This window comes from Bacillus sp. P4_E1 (genome assembly GCF_056401715.1).
Genome location: NZ_JBFUIV010000003.1, coordinates 106407 through 129036 on the forward strand (window position 1 = coordinate 106407; position 22630 = coordinate 129036).

Below are 22630 nucleotides of genomic sequence, written 5' to 3' on the forward strand. Positions count from 1 at the left end.
TCTTCCTGATAAGGAAGAGAAGGTCCAAACAAAACAAAAAAAGCACGTAATTTGCCGCTACATGCTTTCTATCTTATAAGAAACCCACGACATACCTCTCGATAGCTCTCCACAAACGAAACGTTTGTGACAGTTCTGCACTTATTAAATGCAGACCCAGCAAGCGTGCATGGTGGACACGACTTACTTCGGCAATCATTCCTTTCTCATTTCTTCATCAATGCCACTACATCTCCTGAAATGATACTCTTAATGACTGCAACCTCTACCTCACCGAGATACGAATGAGGATTTATGTATTAAATTAACATGTTTAAGAGTAACAAATGTATTTTTATACGTCAATGGATATAGTAATAATCAGATTATAGAGAAGAATTTGTTATTAGGTCCCGGAGGATTTTAACTAAAAAGCAGCTGACCTAAATATTAGATCAGCTGCTACATATAAGATTAAACTAAGTTTAATACAGTTACTTTTTGACGAGTCATAGACTCAAGGCTCTTACGAATACCTTGTGCGCCCATACCTGAACCTTTTACACCGATGAATGGGAAGTGGTCAGGGCCGCGCTCTGTGCGTCCGTTAATTTGAACAGAACCAGTGTCGATTTTGTTAGCAATTGCAAATGCTTTGTTAATGTCTTTTGTGAAGACACTTGCTTGCAGACCGAACTCTGATTTGTTAGCAATTTCAATCGCTTGTTCGTCAGAAGAAACACGGATGATTGGAAGGATTGGGCCAAATGGCTCTTCCCAAGCAACTTTCATTTCTTCTGTTACGTTGTCGATTAATGTTGGATAAATTAGGTTGCGCTCACGTTTGTTACCGATAACGATTGTTGCACCTTTTTCAGCAGCATCGTCAATTAAACCTTGAACGAAGTCAGCAGATTTGTCGTCGATTAATGGAACGATTGTGCTGTTTTGTTCTGGAGATCCAACTGATAGTTCAGCTACTTGCTCTTTTAATAAGCCAGCTAGTTCGTCTGCTACATTTTCATGTACAAGTACACGCTTAATAGCTGTACAACGTTGACCTGAGTAAGAGAATGCACCGCTTACGATATGCTTTGCAGCTTCTTGTAAGTCTGCATCTTCACAAACGATACCAGGATCTTTACCACCAAGTTCTAATACAAGTGGAATCATCGCAGCTTTTTTCGCTAAATGTTTACCTGTATTTGTACCACCTGTGAACGATACCATATTTACGCCAGGATGTTCTACTAAGTAGTCACCAATTACAGAACCGCGTCCTGTAGCTACGTTTACAAGACCTTTTGGAAGGCCAGCTTTATGAAGTGCTTCAACCATTTTAACACCGCTAATTGCACCTTGAGTTGCTGGTTTGAAGATAACAGCGTTACCCATAATAAGTGCTGGTGCAAGTTTTGCAGCAGATAAGTTTACTGGGTAGTTAAATGGTGCAATTGCTAATACAACACCAAGTGGTGCGCGCTGAATAATCGCAAGTTTAGATTTAGATCCACCAGGGAAGCTATCACCCATCATGCTTTCACCGTGCATGTGAAGTGCTTCGTCAACTGTGTAACGAATTAAGTCAGCTGTACGAACGACTTCTTTTTGCGCATCTTTATAGCCTTTACCGACTTCTTTCATAATGATATCGGCAATTTCATCTTGCATATTTACGAGCTCATCAGCCCATTTATATAAATATTTTGCGCGATCTTGTAGAGAAGCTTCAGCCCATGATTTTTGAGCTTCTTTTGCAGATGCAATTGCTTCATCTACTTCTCCTTGAGTAATTGCTTGTACTTGCCCAATTACTTCGTGTAAGTATGGAGATGGAATGTCGATTGTTTGACCTGAAGAGCTTTCTCTCCATTCTCCGTTTAAATAAAATTTGTACGTATTGCTAGTTGTCATGATTAGTCCTCCTAAAATAGCAACTTGTAAGAGTGAGTATAAGGTGATTGTAGGTGGTTTGATAATATTTTTCAAATGAAATGTTTGTGAAAACGATTTCTTACTATTTTTTTATTTTGTATGCCCTTTCTTACAGAAGATTCTCTTATTTCAAACTGAATTATAAGCAGAATGCATCACTTTTATTTTTTGTGATAAAAGATTATTTTATTCTAAAGCGAAAAAAATAATTGACAGAATACTCAATAAAGTTGTAAGATTATAAATGGAAAATAAATGAAGGGGGTGTGCGTAATGATTGTAATCGTAAATGTAATGGGCTTAGCTCTGTTAAATGGCGGAAAACATTCATATCATTACGCAACCCGTGCGGATATATAGGACCTTTTTGTCTTATGAGAAGCGTACGTTGCGTATATCGTAACGTACGCTTTTATGCATTCTATTGCATATCGTCAAGCGGCGGTATGCTTTTTTTTGTTTGTTTTCCTTGTTACTATAAAAAATTAGAATTTGGAAGGTGGAAAAATGTGATGAAATTGTATGGCTTACGAAATGTAAATGTGATGGGTTTGGATAGCGGATAAAGAAATGTGAATCAAACGGGAACGAGAAAGGAGAGGTTATATTGTTTTCAGTATTACTAAAGTTAAGCTGGTTTTTTAGAGAGCATTGGAAAAGGTATAGTATTGCAATTGGGGTACTTTTAATTGTAAACGTGATAGAGGTAATTCCACCGAAAGTGTTAGGAATTACAATTGATAATATTAAAACGGGAGCCTTAACGAATGAGGCGATTATGCAATATATTCTTATTTTACTTGGGGTAACGATTGTTGGGTATGTACTTACTTTCATTTGGCAGCACCAACTATTTGGCGGTGCGTTCGTACTTGAGAAAACGATGCGTTCAAAATTTATGGGGCATTTACTTAAGATGACACCGACGTTTTATCAAAAAAATCGTACTGGCGATTTAATGGCGAGAGCGACAAATGATTTAAAAGCAATCTCCATGACAGCTGGTTTTGGTATATTAACGCTCGTTGATTCTAGTCTATATATGCTTACAATCGTTTGTATGATGGGCTTTTCAATTAGTTGGCAGTTAACATTTGCTGCGCTTATACCGCTTCCGATTATGGCGTATGCGATGAATAGATACGGAAAGAAGTTGCATGAAAGATTTACAGTCGCGCAAGATGCGTTCGGGGATATGAACGATAAAGTACTTGAATCAATTGCGGGTGTACGCGTTATTCGTGCGTATGTACAGGAGAATGCTGATCAAGAAAGGTTTCATCATTTAGGAGATGACGTATACGAGAAAAATATGAGAGTAGCAAGAATCGATGCATTATTCCAGCCAACTGTAAAAATGCTCGTCGGTCTTAGTTATTTAATTGGTTTAGTGTACGGTGCATATCTCGTATTCCAATCAAAGGTGACACTTGGTGAGCTCGTTTCTTTTAACGTCTATTTAGGGATGATGATTTGGCCGATGTTTGCAATTGGTGAATTGATTAATGTTATGCAAAGAGGAAATGCGTCGCTCGACCGTGTAAATGAAACGTTAGCTTATGAACCGGATGTAAAGAATCCGAAAGATCCAAAGGTTGTACAAGAGCCAGATTACATTGAATTTGATAATGTTACTTTTTCATATCCTTCATCAAATGAAACGAATTTGAAAAATGTTTCGTTCTCTTTAAAACAAGGAGAGACACTTGGAGTTGTTGGGAAGACAGGAAGCGGGAAAACGACGCTCGTTCGTCAGTTTCTTCGTCAATATCCACTTGGGGAAGGGGATATTGCGGTTTCTGATGTGAAGCTAGATAAAATTACGAATGATAACGTACTTGGCTGGATTGGGTATGTACCTCAGGAACACATTTTGTTCTCAAAAACAGCGAAGGAAAATATTTTATTCGGAAACAGAGAAGCGACTGAAGAAGAACTTGAAAAAGCGATTGAAATAGCTGCGTTTAAAAAGGATTTAGAGTTTTTACCGGAAGGTTTAGAAACGCTTGTTGGAGAGAAAGGAGTTTCTTTATCAGGTGGGCAAAAGCAAAGGATTTCGATTGCGAGGGCTGTTATTCAAAATCCGGAAATTTTAATTTTGGACGATTCTTTATCAGCTGTTGATGCTCGTACTGAAGCGGCAATTATTGAAAACATACGAACAGAAAGAAGCGGGAAGACGACGATTATAACAACGCATCGTTTGTCAGCAGTGCAGCATGCTGATTGGATTCTCGTTATGGATAACGGTGAGGTTATTGAAGAAGGTTCGCATGAAGCGCTCGTTCGAAATGGGGGCTGGTATGCAGAGCAGTTCGAAAGACAACAAGGTGAAAGTGAAAGTACGGATAGTGGGGTGAAAATATGAGTGTTTCAAAACGATTGTTTCAATACGCGATGAAAGTAAAAGGGCCGATTTTTGCAGCGATGGCGATGCTATTTGTTTTCGTTATTGCAGAACTCGCGGGTCCTTTCGTCGCAAAAACGATGATCGATGAGCATATCGTTGGAATAGAGAGACCCTGGTATGAAACAGAAAAGAGTGAGGATGCTGTTTCATATAATGGCGCCTTTTATAAGCGAAGTGATCGCTTTGAACAAGGTGAGCAAAAAGGGAAAGAAGTCCGAGTGATTCAAGTTGGTTTTCAGTACTATTTTGTACCGAATAAAATAACGCTTGAAGGAACTCGTTCTGTTAAGGGAGATGTGCTTACAGTACAAAGTGGTAAGGCAGTGCAAGTGTATAAATCGAAAGCCTTAACGAAAGAAGAAGTATTTGCGTTTTATAAACCAGAAATAAATAGGTTATTACTACTTGGCGGTGGATATTTCGCTTTATTAGTAGTCGTATCATTATTTGCATACGGAAAGCAGTTCTTCTTACAGAAGGCGGCAAACAAAATTATTCAAATTATGAGGGAAGACGTCTTTTCCCATATTCAAACGTTGCCAATTCGTTATTTTGACCATTTACCAGCAGGGAAAATTGTATCGCGTGTAACGAATGATACAGAAGCGATTCGTGATTTATATGTAACAGTGCTTGCGACATTCGTCTCTAGTATCATCTATATTATCGGGATTTTCGCTGCGCTATTTTTACTTGATGTAAAACTGGCGGCACTATGCTTACTCATCATCCCAATTTTAATTGTTTGGGCGATTATGTATAGAAAGTATGCGTCTGTATACAATCATAAAATGCGTTCGCGTTTATCGGATATTAACGGAACAGTGAATGAATCAATTCAAGGGATGCCAATTATTCAAGCATTTCGTCAAGAACATGAAACGAAGAAGGAATTTGAAGAGTTAAATGGTGATTATTTTAAATATCAAAATAAAATTTTAAATTTAAATGCAGCAACTTCGCATAATTTAGTGTCTGTATTAAGAAACATCGCTTTTACAGGTGTAATTTGGTATTTCGGTGGTGCTTCATTAAGTACTTCTGGCCTCCTTTCTCTAGGGATTCTGTATGCTTTCGTCGATTATTTAACGAGATTGTTCTCGCCAATTACGAACATGGTGAACCAACTTGCTAACTTAGAGCAATCGCGTGTTGCATCAGAGCGCGTCTTTGAATTGCTAGAGGAAAAGGGAGAGGCAGTAGAAGAAGAACGTATGCCTCGCTTAACCGGAAATGTGAAATTCGATAATGTTTCGTTTTCTTACAATGGAAAAGATGAAGTATTAAAAAATATTTCTTTTGAAGCGAAACAAGGGGAGACAGTGGCACTTGTCGGTCATACTGGATCAGGAAAAAGTTCCATTATGAATGTGCTCTTTCAGTTTTATGAATTTCAAAAAGGGAAGCTTACGATTGATGGTCACGATGTAACAGAGATGCCGAAACAAGCAACACGTGAACATATGGGAATTGTATTGCAAGATCCGTTTTTATTTAGCGGGACAGTGGCATCCAATGTAAGCTTAGAAAATGAAAAAATTTCAAAAGATCACATCGTAAAGGCGTTACGTGATGTTGGTGCGGAAAGGTTTGTGAACAATATAGATGAAAAAATTACGGAGAAAGGAAGTACACTTTCAACCGGAGAACGTCAGCTTATATCGTTTGCTAGGGCACTTGCTTTTGATCCTGCTATTTTAATTTTAGATGAAGCGACTTCCAGTATTGATACAGAAACAGAAGCGATGATTCAACAAGCGCTAGAAGTTGTGAAGAAAGGACGAACGACGTTTATTATCGCTCATCGTCTTTCAACAATTAAGAGCGCTGATCAAATTATTGTGCTTGATAGAGGAACGATTTTGGAAAAAGGTTCCCATGATGAATTAATGAAAAAGCGCGGGCGTTATTACGATATGTATAAAACGCAAATGGAAGGAAACCAGAGTGCTTAATTTTTAGAAGAACTTGCGATTTTCGCAAGTTCTTTTTTGATAGGATTGTCCGCTTAGAAGTTAATATATTTCACCGGCTGAAAAACTTATAAATAAGTAGGTATTGTTTTACCTTTTTCTTTATAAATGCTATATTAAAAAATGTTACTTATTTTTTGTATGTAGCGCTATTTTTCCATTTTGTTTGATTATGAAGAAAAAGGTTAAACTAAATAAGAACATTTTCATTGAAAAATTGTTCGAAATTGCATACAATCAATATAGTTTTTAAATTCCTATCAGAATACTTGGAGGACTACTATCATGAAAAAATTATTTTCAGTGCTTGCAGTAACTACATTAGCGATTGGGATTGTAGCGGGCTGCGGTAAAGAAGAGAAAAAAGATACAGCTAATCAAGATGCATTACAGAAGATAAAACAAAGCGGTGAGCTTGTAATTGGTACAGAAGGTACATATCCACCATTTACGTTCCACGATACAAACGATAAATTAACTGGGTTTGACGTTGAATTAGCAGAAGAAGTTGCAAAACGTTTAGGTGTAAAGCCTGTATTTAAAGAAACACAATGGGATAGCTTACTTGCAGGAATAGATGCAAAACGTTTCGACATGGTTGCGAACGAAGTTGGTATTCGTGAGGATCGCCAAAAGAAATATGACTTCTCTAGTCCATATATTTCTTCTTCAGCAGCATTAGTTATTGCGAAAGATAAAGATAAACCTGCTACATTTGCTGACGTAAAAGGATTAAAAGCAGCACAATCTTTAACAAGTAACTACGCAGATATTGCTAAGAAAAATGGTGCGGAAATCACAGGTGTAGAAGGATTTAGCCAAGCAGCAGAATTATTAAGTTCTGGCCGCGTTGATTTCACAATCAATGATAAATTATCAGTGTTAAACTATTTAGAAACGAAAAAAGATGCAAAAATTAAAATTGTAGATACAGAAAAAGAAGCGTCACAAAGTGGATTCTTATTCCGTAAAGGTAGCGACAAACTTGTACAAGAAGTAAATAAAGCGTTAGAGGATATGAAAAAAGATGGTACGTACGATAAAATAACGAAAAAATGGTTCGGTGAAAATGTATCTAAGTAGCGCATTGATGTCAGATCGATTGTCTACTTGGATAGATATTATGCAGACTTCCTTCGCGCCTATGCTGAAGGAAGCTGTCTTTACGACAATTCCGTTAACGCTTATTACATTTATTATCGGTATTATACTTGCGACGTTAACAGCGCTCGCACGTATTTCAGGTAGTCGTATTTTACAATGGATTGCTCGTATCTATGTATCTATCATTCGCGGAACGCCACTTCTTGTACAGTTATTTATTATTTTCTATGGTCTTCCAACTCTTAATATTGAGGTTGAGCCATATACAGCAGCAGTTATTGGATTTTCATTAAATGTAGGTGCATATGCATCTGAAATTATTCGTGCTTCTATCCTTTCAATCCCGAAAGGACAGTGGGAAGCAGCTTACACAATTGGGATGACATACCCGCAAGCATTAAAACGTGTTATTTTACCACAAGCAACACGCGTATCAATTCCGCCGCTTTCGAATACATTTATTAGTTTAGTGAAGGATACGTCATTAGCGTCGTTAATTTTAGTAACAGAAATGTTCCGAAAAGCGCAGGAAATTGCGGCAATGAACTATGAGTTTTTAATTGTTTATTTTGAAGCAGGTCTAATTTATTGGGTAATTTGCTTCTTATTATCTATCGTGCAACAAATATTAGAAAAACGTTCAGAACGTTATACTCTAAAATAACCCTTTCATAAAAGGAGTTTTTGTTTTTATGATTTCAATTCAACATTTACAAAAAAGTTTCGGAGATAATACCGTATTAAAACATATAGACTTATCAGTTGAGAAGGGCGAAGTGGTTGTTATTATCGGGCCATCTGGATCTGGTAAAACGACATTCTTACGTTGTCTCAACGTGTTAGAAACGCCGAACGCTGGTAACATTCGCATCGGCAATAAAGAGCTCGATTTCTCTCAAAAAGTATCGAAGAAAGATATTGTAAATCTTCGTACGCAAACAGGTATGGTATTCCAACACCATAATCTATTTCCACATTTAACAGCAATTCACAATGTAATGGAAGGGCTCGTTACAGTGAAAAAGATGGGGAAAGAAGAAGCGAAGAAAAAAGCAAACTATTTCCTTGAAAAAGTTGGTCTTGCGGATAAAGTAGACTTATATCCGTTCCAATTATCAGGTGGACAACAACAGCGCGTTGGAATCGCTCGTGCGCTTGCGATGGAGCCGGAAGTTTTACTATTTGATGAGCCAACGTCAGCACTTGATCCTGAGCTAGTTCAAGAAGTTTTAAAGGTTATGAAAGAACTTGCTAAAGAAGGAATGACGATGGTCATTGTAACGCATGAAATGCGCTTTGCTCATCAAATTGCGAACCGTGTTATTTTCATGGATGGCGGTGTCGTTGTCGAACAAGGTACACCGGAAGATGTATTTACAAATCCAAAAGAAGAACGAACGAAGAAGTTTTTACAAATGTTGCAATAAATTAAGGAAGGTCTCAAGGCATATGCCTTGAGACCTTTTTGCCATATATATTTATTTTTGGAATCCGCCAAGGCTTTGCTCAGCCATTGCAACTAGACGTTTTGTAATTTCTCCACCAACAGAACCGTTAGCGCGAGCCGTAGAATCTGCTCCTAATTGTACACCAAATTCTTGAGCGATTTCGTACTTCATTTGATCGATTGCTGCTGTTGCACCTGGTACTACTAATTGATTGTAAGAACTTTGGTTTGCCATAGGAATATATCCTCCTTAGAGTTATAAAAATTTTTTTGGTTGGACTAGCTGGATTTGAACCAGATTATCGCCCCGTTTGGCGCTAATCCATCGGTAATTAAGTTTGTACTCATAGTATGGATGTTACCTAGAAAGATATACAAAAAAATAATTTGTAAATTTTGTAAAAAATATTTCATCATTTCGTAAATTATGAAATAAGAGTAATCGTTGTATTTTTAAGAAAGAAGGCTAAACTAAGAGCGAAATCATATGCGTTTTTTTCTTTGTATAACCAGCTTGGCTTACTTAACTTATGATTTGTTAAAGTGAGACAAATTCCAGTTTAGTAAAATGAAAATTAAATCGGGAGCAACTACATAGTTCTGTTTTAACCCAGGATGGGGCAGAAAAAGGAACTGACCGCGTCTATGCACGGCTAGATGCTCTCTTCAATCTAAAAAAAGGGCTTTTTAATTGTTTTTAAACGATAACGTATGGAGGAATCATGATGGGAATTTGCCCGCTTTGCAACGCGCTAGAATCACAAACATATTCTTGTCAAAATTGCCAAGGTATACTCCAAGATTATGGGAAAACTGTAGATTACATAGACGATTACAGTGCATATATGGATCAAGAATTATTAAGTGCAGTAGACGGTTTAACACATAATAATTCACAGGAGTATTGCAATCATGTTTTTTATTGCGGAGTATGTAATGTGGAAACAGAAGTTGTAGTGAAGGTCGTTTAAATAAAAAACTTCCACCTTATGAAGGAGGTGGAAGTTTTTGTTTTTGTATTTGTGAGTTAATCATAGGGGAAGGGATGTTTTCGGTATGTGACGAAGGATCTGATTTTATTTGTGACATTTTTTCTTTCTTGTCGCGCAAAGAGTGTTCAGTTAAATAGATGGCATATTCATAAAATAATTGGCGCGTAAGTTCACTTTGTTCTTTTAACTTTTCATCTTGGAATACAGTTCGCCCCGGTTTAGAATTTGCTTCAAATAGCCACGGGTTTTCCGTGGTGTCTAAACCAATGTCAAAACCAATTTCTCCAATGTTCCCGGTTACTTGCCCATCAAGTGCATAACTGATTTGTAAGGCTGTTTGTTTTAGTTTATTTTCAATTTGAACTTGCTTTGTTGAATCAGGAAATAGTTCCTGAAGTAATTTCGTATCACCGCCGCTATTTACATGAGTTGTTAAGCTACCTTTGCCGGCGATTTTTGCGACGATTGCACTGACTACCCAATTACCAAAATGGTTTTTATTTGTATGAATGCGAAAATCGACGGGTTGCCCTTCGAAGCGGAGCAGTGAGATACCTTGTTGTACGATAAACTTTTTTAAATCATGTCCTTTTAACACATGGTTAAGAAGGGCTTCTAATGATTGATACTTTCTTAGTTTGTTTTGTTCATTTTCACGATAACGACAATAGTAGCAATTATCAGTTTGAGAATAGAGTATTTGATGAATATTTCTTCCGAAGCTACCGTGTATTGGTTTCATATAAATGTACTTATACGTACCGAGAAGTCGTTCTACTTGTTCAAAATGTTGAAATACTTCTGTATTTGGTAAGAATGGTTTAATTGAATCTTCTTTCATTAAAAGTTGATGCACTTCCCATTTATTGAAAAATCCCGGATTAAACCACGGAATCGCATAGTCGCTTTCTAAACGTTTTTTTGCTCTTACGATAGGTTTGTAATTTTCTGCTTGCCGATTTGGTAATCGGTCGTAAATGACATTTGGTAAAGGGACTTTGTTTTTTACCCATTTTCCTTCTTGAAAGAAGTACCCTTCAATTGTTTCCTCTTCCCAGTTTATATGTTGAATGCCAAAGACAAATACAAATGGCTGCAATGTGAATGGTGGTGTTAATAACTCACTGAGAGAGATGGAACGACTTCCTAAAGGAGAATTAGAATCATCGTTAAAGCCAGTTGTGAAAATCCCGATTAATGGGCCGAAAACAATGGTTTGATTGTGTAAGAAGGCATGGATTGTTGCTGAATGCGGTAGTAAAAGATCGGCTGCAATCTGTTCGCCAATAATAATTTCTCGCGTGAATGAATAATGAATTTTAATATTCTCACATGTAATATAACGTAAGCCAAAGAAAAAGGATGTAATTGGTGGTGTAATAGAAAAAACGTAAGGTAAAGTAATACTATTTGGATGCTCATCTGAAATACTTAATGTATATATGTGCTCTTTCAACGGGGATTTCCTCCTTTCGTTATGGTGTAAATCGGCTAAACTTTAATGGACCATGAAAAATTTGTTCAGCCAGTTCGTCGTTGTACCTAGTATAAACATCGTAAGAAGGCATCGTATTGACGTACATAAGCCAAATGGCACCTTTTTGATCCATAATGGTAGAAAGCTCTAGTTCAAATAATGAAGAATAGGACTGATCGAGTGTTTTAAACACTTCATTTACAACATCATGTAAAGCATCTTTTAATAATTGAACGCCAGTTGGAGAAAGTAAATATTTAATTTTAGAAAATGGATGTAACATAGAACGTTCTGTTGCTGAAAGTAAAAATTGTGCTGGGAATGAAGATTTTTGTATAAATTGACCGAGCACTTTCCAATTCTGTTCTTTATTTTTTTGCATAATGGTTCGAATATGAATCGGATATGATAGTTGATTTGGAGGTTGTAACATTGGATGAATCATATAACGGAATGAGTGTATGTTCGATTTGCACCATGATATAAATTTATCTGTTCGTTTGAATTGAGTAGAAGTATGATGTTGTTCATTTATTGTATCGATATGAAATGTTTTATTTTTGTAAGTGGCCCGATATAAATTTTCATTGGAGTGTATATTGATTGGTCTTATAATAATATCTCTTGTTTCTAGTAGTAATTTAAAAATTCCTTGTACTGTTCCTTTTATTATTTTTGGTACGTAAGGGGAAAGACGTTTATTAGTAAGAAAAAGATTGTGTAAATCGCTTGGGTTAATAAGTGTGTTGTTTAAAAAAGTAGTGGAAGAACGTTTGTGTAATGAATGAATAATCGCATTTGCTTGTTGGAATTCCTCATCCTCTTTGAAATGACAACGATCATATATATATGAAGGAATGGGAAAGGTTTGATCTATCCAATTTCCTGTATCTGTATCGTAAATAAGACCAGAAACAAGATCTGTCTTTGAATCAATGCTAAACGGTGTGAATTGGGCAACGACGTTATGATAAAGACGAGCTCGCTTAGCGATTTCGGTGTAATACGTTTGCTCGTGATGGAGCCCGGAAGTTAAAAGACCAAGAACCAACGAAATCACTCCTTTAGTAATAAGATGTTTGCATTATAGGCGAAGCTATATATTGCAAATACGTTTTTATACCATTATACTTTTGTCCGTATGATGATATGCTATAGTTTTGGAGAAGTGAAAGGTTGATTGTGATGAATATATGGTTAAATATGTTAATAACGACAGGGCTCGGGGCAATTATTGGAGGATACACAAATCATTTAGCGATAAAAATGTTATTTCGTCCTCATCGTCCGATTTATATTGGGAAGTTTCAGGTTCCATTTACGCCAGGATTAATTCCGAAGCGCCGCGATGAGCTTGCTGTTCAATTAGGTAAAATGGTTGTAGACCATTTGTTAACACCAGAAGGAATCGGAAAAAAACTAACAAATAAAGAGTTTCAAACCAGTTTAATTCGCTGGACACAAGTGGAAGTTGATAAAGTAATTACAAATGAACAGTCGTTACGGGATATGTTAGAAAAATGGAATTTAGAACATGTAGAAGAAGAGGCGATCGGGAAAATCGAACATGTTATTACAGAGAAAATTCATGCATTTTTAGCAGAGTACTATACATATACATGGGAACAGGCGTTACCTCATTCTGTTCATGAAAAAGTAGAGAATGCGATTCCGAATGTAGCATCTTTTATTTTAAAAAGAGGAATTAGCTTTTTGGAAAGTGAAGAAGGAAAGGAACGCCTTTCAAAAATGATTGATGACTTTTTCGCTTCCAGGGGAACGCTGCTTAACTTAGTTGGTATGTTTTTAGGGAATGTAAGTTTAGTTGATCGCGTGCAGCCGGAAGTCATTAAGTTTTTAGGACAAGATGGAACAGAGCGTCTGTTAACTGATGTACTGCAAAAAGAGTGGGAAAAGTTAAAAGGAAGAGACGTAAAAGAATTAGAAACGTTCGTAGAGAAAGAAATGATTGTGAACTCCATATTGTCAGCGGTTAAAGTAGAGGAAACTGTGAGTAGATTTTTAAATCAGTCTGTTCAGCAAGTATGTGAGCCAGTTCGAGAAACAATCGTTGAAAAAGTGGTCCCTAGCGCAGTAGAGAAAGGCTTGAAGTGGGGGACAGAAAATGTGGGAAGTATATTGGGAAATCTACAGCTTGCGGAAATTGTCCAGCAGGAAGTATCTACATTTTCAACAGAGAGACTAGAAAATCTCGTATTGTCCATTACAAAAAATGAGTTAAAAATGATTACATATTTAGGGGCGTTATTAGGAGGAACAATTGGATTTATTCAAGGGTTGTTACTCTTGTTCCTTAAGTAATAAAGATGGGTGCATAGAAATAAAAGTGAAATTTCTTCCCATCTCTTGCATAGTTTGATATGGTAGGAAGAGGTGCGTATGTAAATGCACTTAAAAGGCAGTGCGAGCGAAAAGCGCTAGCCTTCTAAAGGAGGAAAAATAAAATGACAAAAAACATTCATGATGTTGCATATGAATTACAAAAAACAATCGCTGAAAACGAAGATTTCCAAACATTAAAAGCAAGCTACGCAGCAGTACAAGGAGATGCAGAGTCAAAGAACTTATTCGAAGAGTTCCGCGCGATGCAACTTGGCTTACAACAAAAAATGATGCAAGGCCAAGAAATCACTGAAGAAGACAACCAAAAAGCACAAGAAGTTGTAGCTCGCATTCAACAAGATGCTAAAATCACAAAGTTAATGGAAACTGAGCAACGTTTAAACATCGTTATCACTGACGTTAACAAAATTATCATGAAGCCACTTGAAGAATTATATAGCGCGCAACAAGCGTAATGATAGAAGACGCTCCTAGTATGGGGGCGTTTTTTTTGTGTAGGAAATTTGATAGTCCTTCCACAAAAAAATCCCCTTCAAAATAGCCATGTGTTAGTGACTGTTTTGAAGGGGATATATGATGTATCTTTCAATTTCTCTTTTACATATATAATTACTTGTTGAAATACTCAGTTCTAATATTTTTTTCTTTCAAAAACTTTTCAATTTCTTTTTGCTTCCTACCATTAACTTTCTCAAAGCGTTTTGTAAAAGAAAAATCAGTTTTGAATAAGTTACCATCTTGCGCGAGTTTGTCTAATTCGTCCTCTAGTTCTACTAAAAGTGCCGTAGATGCTGAAATAAAGTCATGAATTTCCTTCGAAGGCTTTTTGTAATCATCAGGGATCGTATTGTTACTAATAAAATCATGGAAATTCGCATCATTTTGTTGCGCTAAATCTACTAGTTGCTTTAATTTCTCTCGGTCGGATTCCGTGACATTCTCGTCAGACATAGATGATGAAAGTGGAACGATGTTTTCGTCTAACTCTCCGCTATAATCTAAATAAATTTTTATATTTTGTTTCATTTCGTCTTCGTTAATCGTTTCATTCTTTTTTGAGGAAGTGAATATAGTTTCTGGAATTTTTATCGTTACATCTTTAATAGATTGCACATCGTTTTCTTCCTTAGGTTGTGCACTGTTTGAACAAGCTGATAGAAATAAAATTGTAAGTAACATGAGTAGATATAAAGTATACTTCTTCATTTTAATCTCCTTTTATATTCATTATTATCTTTGTAAAATAGCTATATTCCATTTCAAATACTTTACTAAAGTTGCGTATAGATGTTTTACCATTTGGTAAGATATGACGGATATGAGTAAACCGCTGCAAAAAGCGATGAACACATTGTAAACATCGGAATAACTGATTTGATGAAACCCTTTAAAAAATCCTAACCCTATTAATAAAATAGGTGAGATGATTAATAGTGGAGTAGCAATGATAAGTGCTAGAAGAATCGGTAATAAAAAGAGTAGTACGAAAAAGGCGATAATGATAAAGGTAAAGTTTAAAACACTTAAACTCATAACAGAAAATAGTGCGGTTATCATATTTTTAAAGCTTCGTTTATTATCAGCGTTATGTATTGCATAGGAGACATTAAGCTCTTTCGCGATCGTTTTAGGGTTTCCTAGTTTTCTAGCAATTTCTTCTTCACATTTCCCATCTTGTTTACCACTGATAAAATGAGTTTCATACTCTGAAATAATATCTTTCTTTTCTAAACTAGGCATATTCCGCAGGGAAGAACTAAGTTGTTCCAAAAATTCACTTTTGTTCATAACAATCACTTTCCTTTATAAAATGATGAATTACAGCTGAGAATCCTATCTTTTGAAAAGGGGATACGAATTATAAAGCGCGTTCCAATTATTGGGTATCCCAATATTTACAAATATATCATTTAGTAATGTTCTTTGCAAGGTACTATAATCTTATTAATACTGTGATTAGATGGAATTTTTTCGTGCATTTTTAGAGGAGATATAAAAATATTATTTTAGGATAAACAAAGGGTTGTAAGCGTATTCCTTAGAGGTTGTCAAAAAACTGTCAAATTCATATCGTTGGAAAAATAATGCATTTGTAATATAATGATAAACAATACTTCACCACATTAATTAACTAGGTGAAATTAAAAATCTTTATTACACACATTATGAAATAAAGGGATGATTAGTTTGAGTACAGGTGTAAAAGCAAACGACGTGAAAACAAAAACAAAAGGAGCAGATCTTGTTGTTGATTGTTTAATTAAACAAGGTGTTACACATGTTTTCGGTATTCCAGGAGCGAAGATTGACTCTGTATTTGATGTACTGCAAGAAAGAGGACCAGAGTTAATTGTTTGTCGTCATGAACAAAATGCAGCATTTATGGCAGCTGCTATTGGTAGATTAACAGGGAAACCGGGCGTATGTCTTGTAACTTCAGGACCAGGGACATCAAATTTAGCGACAGGTCTTGTTACTGCGAATGCGGAGAGTGATCCCGTTGTTGCTTTAGCTGGTGCAGTTCCGCGTACAGATCGATTAAAACGTACGCATCAATCTATGGATAATGCTGCATTATTCGAACCAATCACTAAATATAGCGTAGAAGTCGAGCATCCTGATAATGTACCAGAAGCACTTACTAATGCATTTCGAAGTGCTACTTCTACAAATCCAGGAGCAACACTTGTAAGTCTTCCGCAAGACGTTATGACTGCGGAAACGACAGTAGAATCTATCGGTGCGCTTTCTAAGCCACAGCTTGGAATCGCTCCCACAAATCATATTGAATACGTAGTAGAAAAAATAAAATCAGCAAAATTACCAGTTATTTTACTCGGTATGAGAGCAAGCACCAATGAAGTAACGAAAGCAGTTCGTGAGTTAATTGCTGGTACAGAACTTCCTGTTGTTGAAACATATCAAGCAGCTGGTGCAATTTCACGTGAGTTAGAAGATCATTTCTTCGGCCGCGTTGGATTATTCCGTAACCAACCAGGTGATATTTTACTAGAAGAAGCGGATTTTGTTTTATCTATCGGCTATGACCCAATTGAGTATGATCCGAAATTCTGGAATAAACTTGGCGATAGAACAATTATTCACCTTGATGATCACCAAGCAGATATCGACCATGATTACCAACCAGAGCGTGAATTAATTGGCGATATCGCTTTAACTGTAAATAGCATTGCGGAGAAATTACCGAAGCTTGTATTAAATACGAAATCAGAAGCAGTTTTAGAGCGATTACGCGCGAAATTATCAGAGCAAGCAGAAGTTCCAAATCGTGCTTCAGAAGGTGTTACGCATCCACTTCAAGTCATTCGTACACTTCGTTCTTTAATTAGTGACGATACAACCGTTACATGTGACATCGGTTCCCATTCTATTTGGATGGCAAGATGTTTCCGTTCTTATGAACCACGTAGACTATTATTTAGTAACGGTATGCAAACGTTAGGTGTTGCACTTCCTTGGGCAATTGCTGCTACTTTAGTAGAACCGGGCAAGAAAGTTGTTTCAGTGTCAGGTGATGGTGGTTTCTTATTCTCTTCGATGGAGTTAGAAACAGCGGTACGTTTAAATGCACCGGTTGTCCATCTCGTATGGAGAGACGGTACGTACGATATGGTTGCGTTCCAACAAATGATGAAGTACGGCAGAACATCAGCTACAGAGTTTGGCGATGTCGATCTTGTGAAATATGCGGAAAGTTTCGGGGCGTTAGGTCTTCGTGTCAATACACCAGACGAATTAGAAGGTGTATTGAGAGAAGCGTTAGAAGCAGAAGGTCCTGTCATTGTTGATATTCCAATTGACTACCGTGACAACATTAAATTAAGCGAAAAACTATTACCAAATCAATTAAACTAATGGGGGGCATGAGTGAGATGACTGTTGCGCAATTAATTGATATTGATGCAAAAAGAACGAAAATGAGTAATGAAGTATATCAAACATCTACAATGCTTGCGCTATTAGATGGTATATACGATGGTGTTATTAACTTTGAGGAACTGAAAGAACGTGGTGATTTTGGCATCGGTACATTTGATCAATTAGATGGTGAAATGATTGCGTTTGATAATGAGTTTTACCATTTACGTTCAGACGGTTCAGCGGAAAAAGTAGAACCGGAAGAAACAACACCTTTTGCGACTGTAACGTTTTTTGAAAAAGAAATGAGTTATACGGTAGAGCATCCGATGAATCGTGAAGAAGTGGAAGCATTATTACATGAGTTAATGCCAAGTAAAAACTTATTTTATGGTATTCGAATGGATGGAACGTTCCGTGAAGTTAGAACGAGAACTGTTCCAAGACAAGAAAAACCGTATACGCCGCTCGTTGAAGTGACGAAATCACAACCGATTTTTTCGTTTAAAGATACAGAAGGTACGCTAGCTGGATTTTGGACACCAGATTATGCGCAAGGTATTGGTGTAGCTGGTTTCCACTTACATTATATTGATGATGAAAGAAGCGGGGGAGGACATGTTTTCGACTATGTTGTAGAAAACTGTACGATCCAAATTTGTCAAAAAGCTCATATGCATTTAGCACTTCCTGAAACAGCTGATTTTATGGCAGCTGAATTATCAAGAGAAAACTTAGAGAATGATATTGCGACCGCGGAAGGTGCGGAGTAAAAAGGAATCGGAATTATGTATTCTCTATATAAAGAACCGAAGTCTTGTTCAGGCTTCGGTTTTTTTCATTGATTTGCAATCTTCGAGTGAAATTCCCCTATCCAATTTCACTGCACCGCCTCATTATGTTTCTTTTGTAAAATGAAAACTCAATTTTGAAGCAAAAGAAATATAAATTTCTCTCCAAACATATACATCAAAAGGATAGGGGGGATATGATGGAAAACTCCATTACTATTAGTTTATGCATGATTGTAAAAGATGAAGAACAAACTATATCAAAATGCTTAGAATCGGTTAAAAGTGTTGTGGATGAAATTATTATTGTAGATACAGGTTCCACAGATGCTACAAAAGAAATTGTGAAGAAGTACGACGCGAAAGTTTATGATTTTCAATGGATTGAAGATTTTTCAGCGGCACGAAATTTTGCGTTTTCTAAAGCTACAAAAGAATATATTCTTTGGCTAGACGCAGATGACATAATAGATACGGAAGATATAAAGAAATTGTTGCAGTTAAAACATACGTTAGATCGTAGTACGGATGCAGTATCTATGAAATATTATTTAACTTTTGATATAGAAGGAAATCCAACACATTCTTTAAGGAGATATCGATTAGTCAACAGAAGTAAAAATTTTCAATGGTATGGATTTGTTCATGAATATTTAGAGGTGTATGGAAATCTTATAAATAGTGACGTAGGGGTAAGTCATAAAAAAGAAAAAGCATATACTAATCGTAATTTAAAAATATACGAAAAACATCTTGAGAGTGGAAAAGAGTTTAGCCCCCGCGATGTGTACTATTATGCAAATGAATGTAAGGATCACAGATTATTTGATAAGGCTGTTAAGGGGTATTCTAGGTTTTTAGATGAAGAAAAGGGTTGGGTTGAAGATAACATTCAAGCATGTTTAAAAAGAGCCGAATGTTATTTAGAATTGGGGGACTTAAAAAAATCTATACAGTCTTGTTTGCAATCATTTACGTATGACACGCCTAGAGGAGAACTTTGTTGCCACTTAGGACGTGTATTTTTGCAACAAGGGGAATATTCTAAAGCGATATATTGGTACCATGCAGCAATTGACGGGCCCAGGCCAAAGGATTCTCCGTTTGTCCGAGAAGAGTGTCATACATGGTTGCCGCATATTCAACTATGTATTTGTTATGATCGAATAAAAGAATATGAAAAGGCAATTTATCATAACGAACAAGCTGCACTGTTCATACCTAATAATCCTAGCATTGAATATAATAGAAAATATTTTGATAGTTTATCGGAAAAATAATATTTAATAATACTAGATAATCATTTTGGCTGCTGAGAGGAGTTTGATTCATGCTCACAAGTATAATTATATTGACTCATAATCAATTACAGTATACAAAAGAATGCATCCAAAGTATTAGAACTTATACAGTGGAACAAGAGTATGAGTTAATTGTTGTGGACAACGCGTCAACAGATGGTACTGTAGAATGGTTGCAAAAACAATCGGATATTATGCTAGTGGAAAATGCGGAGAATATGGGTTTTCCAAAGGGATGCAATCAGGGAATTAAAGAGGCAAAAGGTGACAATATTCTATTATTGAATAATGATGTGGTCGTAACTGAAAATTGGCTAAGCAACTTAATTCGGTGTTTATATGAAAGTAAGGATACTGGAGCGGTAGGGCCCATAACTAATAATGCCGCTTACTATACTGCTATACCAACCTTTTATAAAGATATTGAAGGAATGCAGAAGTTTGCAACTTTATATAATCAAAGTGATAAAAATAAATGGGAAGAACGTATGAAATTAATCGGATTCTGTATGCTTATAAAAAAATCAGTGTTAGATGAAGTTGGATTATTAGATGAACGATTTACACCGGGGAATTATGAAGATGATGATTTGTCACTAAGAATGTTTGAAAAAGGATATAAACTATATTTATGTAAAGATACATTTATTCATCACTACGGAAGTGTCTCATGGAAAGAAGATAGTATGAAATTTTCTGTAGTTTTACATGCAAATAATATAAAATTGTATGAAAAATGGGGATTTTATGGTGAAAGTTTATACATTCATTATGATTTACTAGCAATTGTAGATCGATTTGCGCCTGATCAAGTGAATATTCTTCATATAGGAGCTGGATGTGGTGCAACTTTATTAGAAATGAAAAGGCGTTACCCGGCAGTTTCCATATTTGGAGCAGAAATTAATGAAAAAGCAGCAGCTCTTGCAAATAGGGTAGCTCCTACAACTTCTGCTGAGTATGACAAGTTACATGAGGTATTTACAGATGAAAAATTCCAGTACATTTTGTTATCACATCCTATTGAGCCAGCGAAATTACCGCAGGTCATACAATCTATGTCACAACTTTTAACGCCAACAGGAACTTTCATTATGTCGAAATTCAATTTAGATAATTATTATGCATTAAAAAAATAATGCTTTTAAGATTTTCTCTTTGGAGATGAGCTGTATTTGGCAATGTTGGAGGAACAACGGTTTCTTTTATAGAAACAAAACCGAAATCCGAGCCCGGATTTCGGCTTTTCGACGTGTGATGAATTACGAAAAAAGAGCTATCCTATAAGTTGGTTTCACTGACTTATAGGATAGCTTCTTTATTTTGAAACAAACGGATGCTTTTCATAATAAAACCGCCATGGATAGTGAACGGCTTCTTCTGCATAATCAATATTAATACGAGGGCCAGCTATTATGTTATGTGTGGATGATAAATGGTCTTCTTCAGGAACTAATTCAATATGTAACGTATCACTTTGAAGTGATACGCCGCGCTCTTCTAAAGTGATTCCGAGCGCGCGGCATAGTTTTCCGGGGCCATTTGTTAAGTTTTTATACTGAGCTTTCGTAATGTCGGTTTTGTTGTAGCGCGCTAGTTTCATGTCTTCGATTCCATCTACAGGTTCAAGAGCACGAATGAGAACTCCTTGCGGGGTGCCGATTGGTGCTGTAATTACGTTAAAGCAATGATACATGCCGTAAATTAAATATACGTAAGCATGTCCGGGTGCACCGAACATTACTTCTGTTCGATCAGTCCGTCTGCCTCCGTAACTATGAGCGGCCTTATCATCTGGACCTTTGTATGCTTCTACTTCTACAATAATTCCGCTCCGCTTTATGCCGTCTACAATATGAACGAGTTTATGTCCGAGTAACTTCTTTGCGACCTCTAACGTATCGCCTTCATAAAAAGAAGGAGGTGCCTGCATTGTACTATCTCCTTTGCCAGTTGTATATGTATATAGTAAACCAAATTTTCAGTAGTAATTCTAACTCGTTCTATTTACTACATTTATTTCATAAATTATGGATAGAGTACAACAGCGAAGAGGGGGAGTGCGACATGATTTATCGCTTACTAGCTCTTAATATAGATGGGACACTACTATACAACAACGGAAAAATCGCAAAAGGGATACGAGAAACAATTGACTTTGTGAAAAGAAAAGATGTATACGTTACATTATTTACGAATCGTAATTTTCAATCTGCTCATAAAATAGCGAAGGCGTTAAAATTAGATTCTATATTAGTTACGCATGGCGGTGCTTTCGTTTCAGCATCGTTAGATAAGCCGTTCGCTCAAAGGAGATTATCTGAAGAGAAAACCTTTAATATTGTGCAAGTGTTAGAGCATTTTGATTGTAATGTTCGCATTTCTCATGAACGATATTCAATTGGGAATCGTGAGAGAAATACACCAAACTTAATTGCGCGTACTGTATTATCAAGCGCAGATCCGTTATTTTATCCAGTTCAATTTGTAGATTCGCTAGGGGATGCACTGCGTGATCATCCAGTAGCTGCGCCAAAAATTGATATTGTTTTCCATACGAAAGGTGAAAAAGAAAGAGGGATGAATACGTTAAAAAAGGCATTTCAAGATGTAGAGTACGTCGAGTGTGATGAAAGACATATAGAAATTCTCCCTCAAAATGTATCAAAACTACGTGGTTTACAATTACTTGGGGAGCATTTAAATATTAACCTTAGTGAAATGGTTGCGATTGGAGATAGCGTAGAAGACTTAGAGGTAATTGAAAATGTTGGGCTTGGGGTAGCGATGGGGAACGCTCCTGTAGAATTAAAGCAAGCGGCGGACTGGATTACACGTTCTAATACTGAGAACGGCGTAGAGTACATGATTAAAGAGCATTTTCGTAAGCAATTCCCGCTTCCTTTTTTAAAGAATCATAAACATACACCGAAACGATGAAAGAAAAACGTAGCTTTTTGGCTACGTTTCTTTTCTTT

Annotated in this window: 20 protein-coding genes and 1 riboswitch; of the genes, 13 read left to right on the top strand and 7 right to left on the bottom strand. The window is 36.4% G+C overall.

Annotation, left to right across the window (positions count from 1 at the left end):
- Nucleotides 1–94 precede the first annotated feature (94 nt).
- A riboswitch (Lysine riboswitch) is annotated at nt 95–276 on the bottom strand.
- A gap of 177 nt (nt 277–453) precedes the next feature.
- Entirely contained in the window at nt 454–1893 is a 1440-nt protein-coding gene (gene gapN, locus AC1DS7_RS04935) for an NADP-dependent glyceraldehyde-3-phosphate dehydrogenase (RefSeq protein WP_002010835.1), read from the bottom strand.
- Nucleotides 1894–2521: 628 nt separating this feature from the next.
- Here gapN and AC1DS7_RS04940 point away from each other — a divergent pair.
- The 5 genes from AC1DS7_RS04940 (at nt 2522) to AC1DS7_RS04960 (ending at nt 8828) form a co-directional block, all read left to right on the top strand.
- Nucleotides 2522–4282 carry an ABC transporter ATP-binding protein gene (locus AC1DS7_RS04940; RefSeq protein ID WP_476998808.1) on the top strand — a complete coding sequence of 587 codons (1761 nt, stop codon included), beginning with the start codon at nt 2522–2524 and terminating at the stop codon, nt 4280–4282.
- Nucleotides 4279–6279 (top strand): ABC transporter ATP-binding protein, encoded by a 2001-nt coding sequence (locus AC1DS7_RS04945; protein ID WP_476998809.1) that lies wholly within the window; start codon nt 4279–4281, stop codon nt 6277–6279. Before AC1DS7_RS04940 ends, AC1DS7_RS04945 begins: the two co-directional genes overlap by 4 nt.
- Nucleotides 6280–6582: 303 nt before the next feature.
- A complete protein-coding gene (locus AC1DS7_RS04950) occupies nt 6583–7380 on the top strand; it encodes an amino acid ABC transporter substrate-binding protein (RefSeq protein ID WP_002030008.1) in 798 nt (265 codons plus the stop codon).
- Nucleotides 7367–8065, top strand: coding sequence for an amino acid ABC transporter permease (locus AC1DS7_RS04955; RefSeq protein ID WP_033706449.1), 699 nt, complete (start codon nt 7367–7369; stop codon nt 8063–8065). Before AC1DS7_RS04950 ends, AC1DS7_RS04955 begins: the two co-directional genes overlap by 14 nt.
- Before the next feature lie 28 nt (nt 8066–8093).
- Nucleotides 8094–8828, top strand: a complete 735-nt coding sequence (locus tag AC1DS7_RS04960) for an amino acid ABC transporter ATP-binding protein (RefSeq protein ID WP_002010843.1) — start codon at nt 8094–8096, stop codon at nt 8826–8828.
- A 51-nt stretch (nt 8829–8879) separates the two neighbouring features.
- Here AC1DS7_RS04960 and sasP read toward each other — a convergent pair whose 3' ends face one another.
- Nucleotides 8880–9083: a small acid-soluble spore protein, SasP family gene (gene sasP, locus AC1DS7_RS04965; RefSeq protein ID WP_000013349.1), complete on the bottom strand. Its 204-nt coding sequence runs from the start codon at nt 9081–9083 to the stop codon at nt 8880–8882.
- 490 nt (nt 9084–9573) lie between these two features.
- On the opposite strand from sasP, the gene AC1DS7_RS04970 reads away from it, so the two are divergent.
- Nucleotides 9574–9819, top strand: coding sequence for a hypothetical protein (locus AC1DS7_RS04970; RefSeq protein WP_476998810.1), 246 nt, complete (start codon nt 9574–9576; stop codon nt 9817–9819).
- A gap of 16 nt (nt 9820–9835) precedes the next feature.
- On the opposite strand, the gene AC1DS7_RS04975 is transcribed toward AC1DS7_RS04970, so the two are convergent.
- The gene (locus AC1DS7_RS04975; protein WP_002030012.1) at nt 9836–11296 is read right to left on the bottom strand and encodes a YheC/YheD family endospore coat-associated protein; all 1461 of its coding nucleotides are present in this window, start codon (nt 11294–11296) and stop codon (nt 9836–9838) included.
- 19 nt (nt 11297–11315) lie between these two features.
- Entirely contained in the window at nt 11316–12368 is a 1053-nt protein-coding gene (locus AC1DS7_RS04980; RefSeq protein WP_002010850.1) for a YheC/YheD family protein, read from the bottom strand.
- A gap of 125 nt (nt 12369–12493) precedes the next feature.
- Between AC1DS7_RS04980 and AC1DS7_RS04985 the strand changes: the two genes are divergently transcribed.
- Both AC1DS7_RS04985 and AC1DS7_RS04990 read left to right on the top strand, forming a co-directional pair.
- Nucleotides 12494–13639 carry a DUF445 domain-containing protein gene (locus AC1DS7_RS04985; RefSeq protein ID WP_476998811.1) on the top strand — a complete coding sequence of 382 codons (1146 nt, stop codon included), beginning with the start codon at nt 12494–12496 and terminating at the stop codon, nt 13637–13639.
- 143 nt (nt 13640–13782) lie between these two features.
- Nucleotides 13783–14136, top strand: a complete 354-nt coding sequence (locus AC1DS7_RS04990; RefSeq protein ID WP_002125511.1) for a YlbF/YmcA family competence regulator — start codon at nt 13783–13785, stop codon at nt 14134–14136.
- Nucleotides 14137–14290: 154 nt separating this feature from the next.
- Here AC1DS7_RS04990 and AC1DS7_RS04995 read toward each other — a convergent pair whose 3' ends face one another.
- A complete protein-coding gene (locus tag AC1DS7_RS04995; RefSeq protein WP_201051305.1) occupies nt 14291–14887 on the bottom strand; it encodes an NDxxF motif lipoprotein in 597 nt (198 codons plus the stop codon).
- Between the two features lie 24 nt (nt 14888–14911).
- Nucleotides 14912–15469, bottom strand: coding sequence for an HAAS signaling domain-containing protein (locus AC1DS7_RS05000; RefSeq protein ID WP_476998812.1), 558 nt, complete (start codon nt 15467–15469; stop codon nt 14912–14914).
- Nucleotides 15470–15868: 399 nt separating this feature from the next.
- Between AC1DS7_RS05000 and alsS the strand changes: the two genes are divergently transcribed.
- The 4 genes from alsS (at nt 15869) to AC1DS7_RS05020 (ending at nt 20791) form a co-directional block, all read left to right on the top strand.
- Entirely contained in the window at nt 15869–17557 is a 1689-nt protein-coding gene (gene alsS / locus AC1DS7_RS05005) for an acetolactate synthase AlsS (protein ID WP_476998813.1), read from the top strand.
- Nucleotides 17558–17574: 17 nt separating this feature from the next.
- Nucleotides 17575–18333, top strand: coding sequence for an alpha-acetolactate decarboxylase (gene alsD / locus AC1DS7_RS05010; protein ID WP_002125519.1), 759 nt, complete (start codon nt 17575–17577; stop codon nt 18331–18333).
- A 218-nt stretch (nt 18334–18551) separates the two neighbouring features.
- Nucleotides 18552–19631: a glycosyltransferase gene (locus AC1DS7_RS05015; RefSeq protein ID WP_002125520.1), complete on the top strand. Its 1080-nt coding sequence runs from the start codon at nt 18552–18554 to the stop codon at nt 19629–19631.
- Between the two features lie 50 nt (nt 19632–19681).
- A complete protein-coding gene (locus AC1DS7_RS05020) occupies nt 19682–20791 on the top strand; it encodes a glycosyltransferase (protein ID WP_002125521.1) in 1110 nt (369 codons plus the stop codon).
- Nucleotides 20792–20970: 179 nt separating this feature from the next.
- Here AC1DS7_RS05020 and AC1DS7_RS05025 read toward each other — a convergent pair whose 3' ends face one another.
- Entirely contained in the window at nt 20971–21585 is a 615-nt protein-coding gene (locus AC1DS7_RS05025; RefSeq protein ID WP_085309410.1) for a DNA-3-methyladenine glycosylase, read from the bottom strand.
- 134 nt (nt 21586–21719) lie between these two features.
- Between AC1DS7_RS05025 and AC1DS7_RS05030 the strand changes: the two genes are divergently transcribed.
- Complete coding sequence (locus AC1DS7_RS05030; protein WP_000640394.1) at nt 21720–22592, top strand: Cof-type HAD-IIB family hydrolase; 873 nt, start codon at nt 21720–21722, stop codon at nt 22590–22592.
- Nucleotides 22593–22630 lie beyond the last annotated feature (38 nt).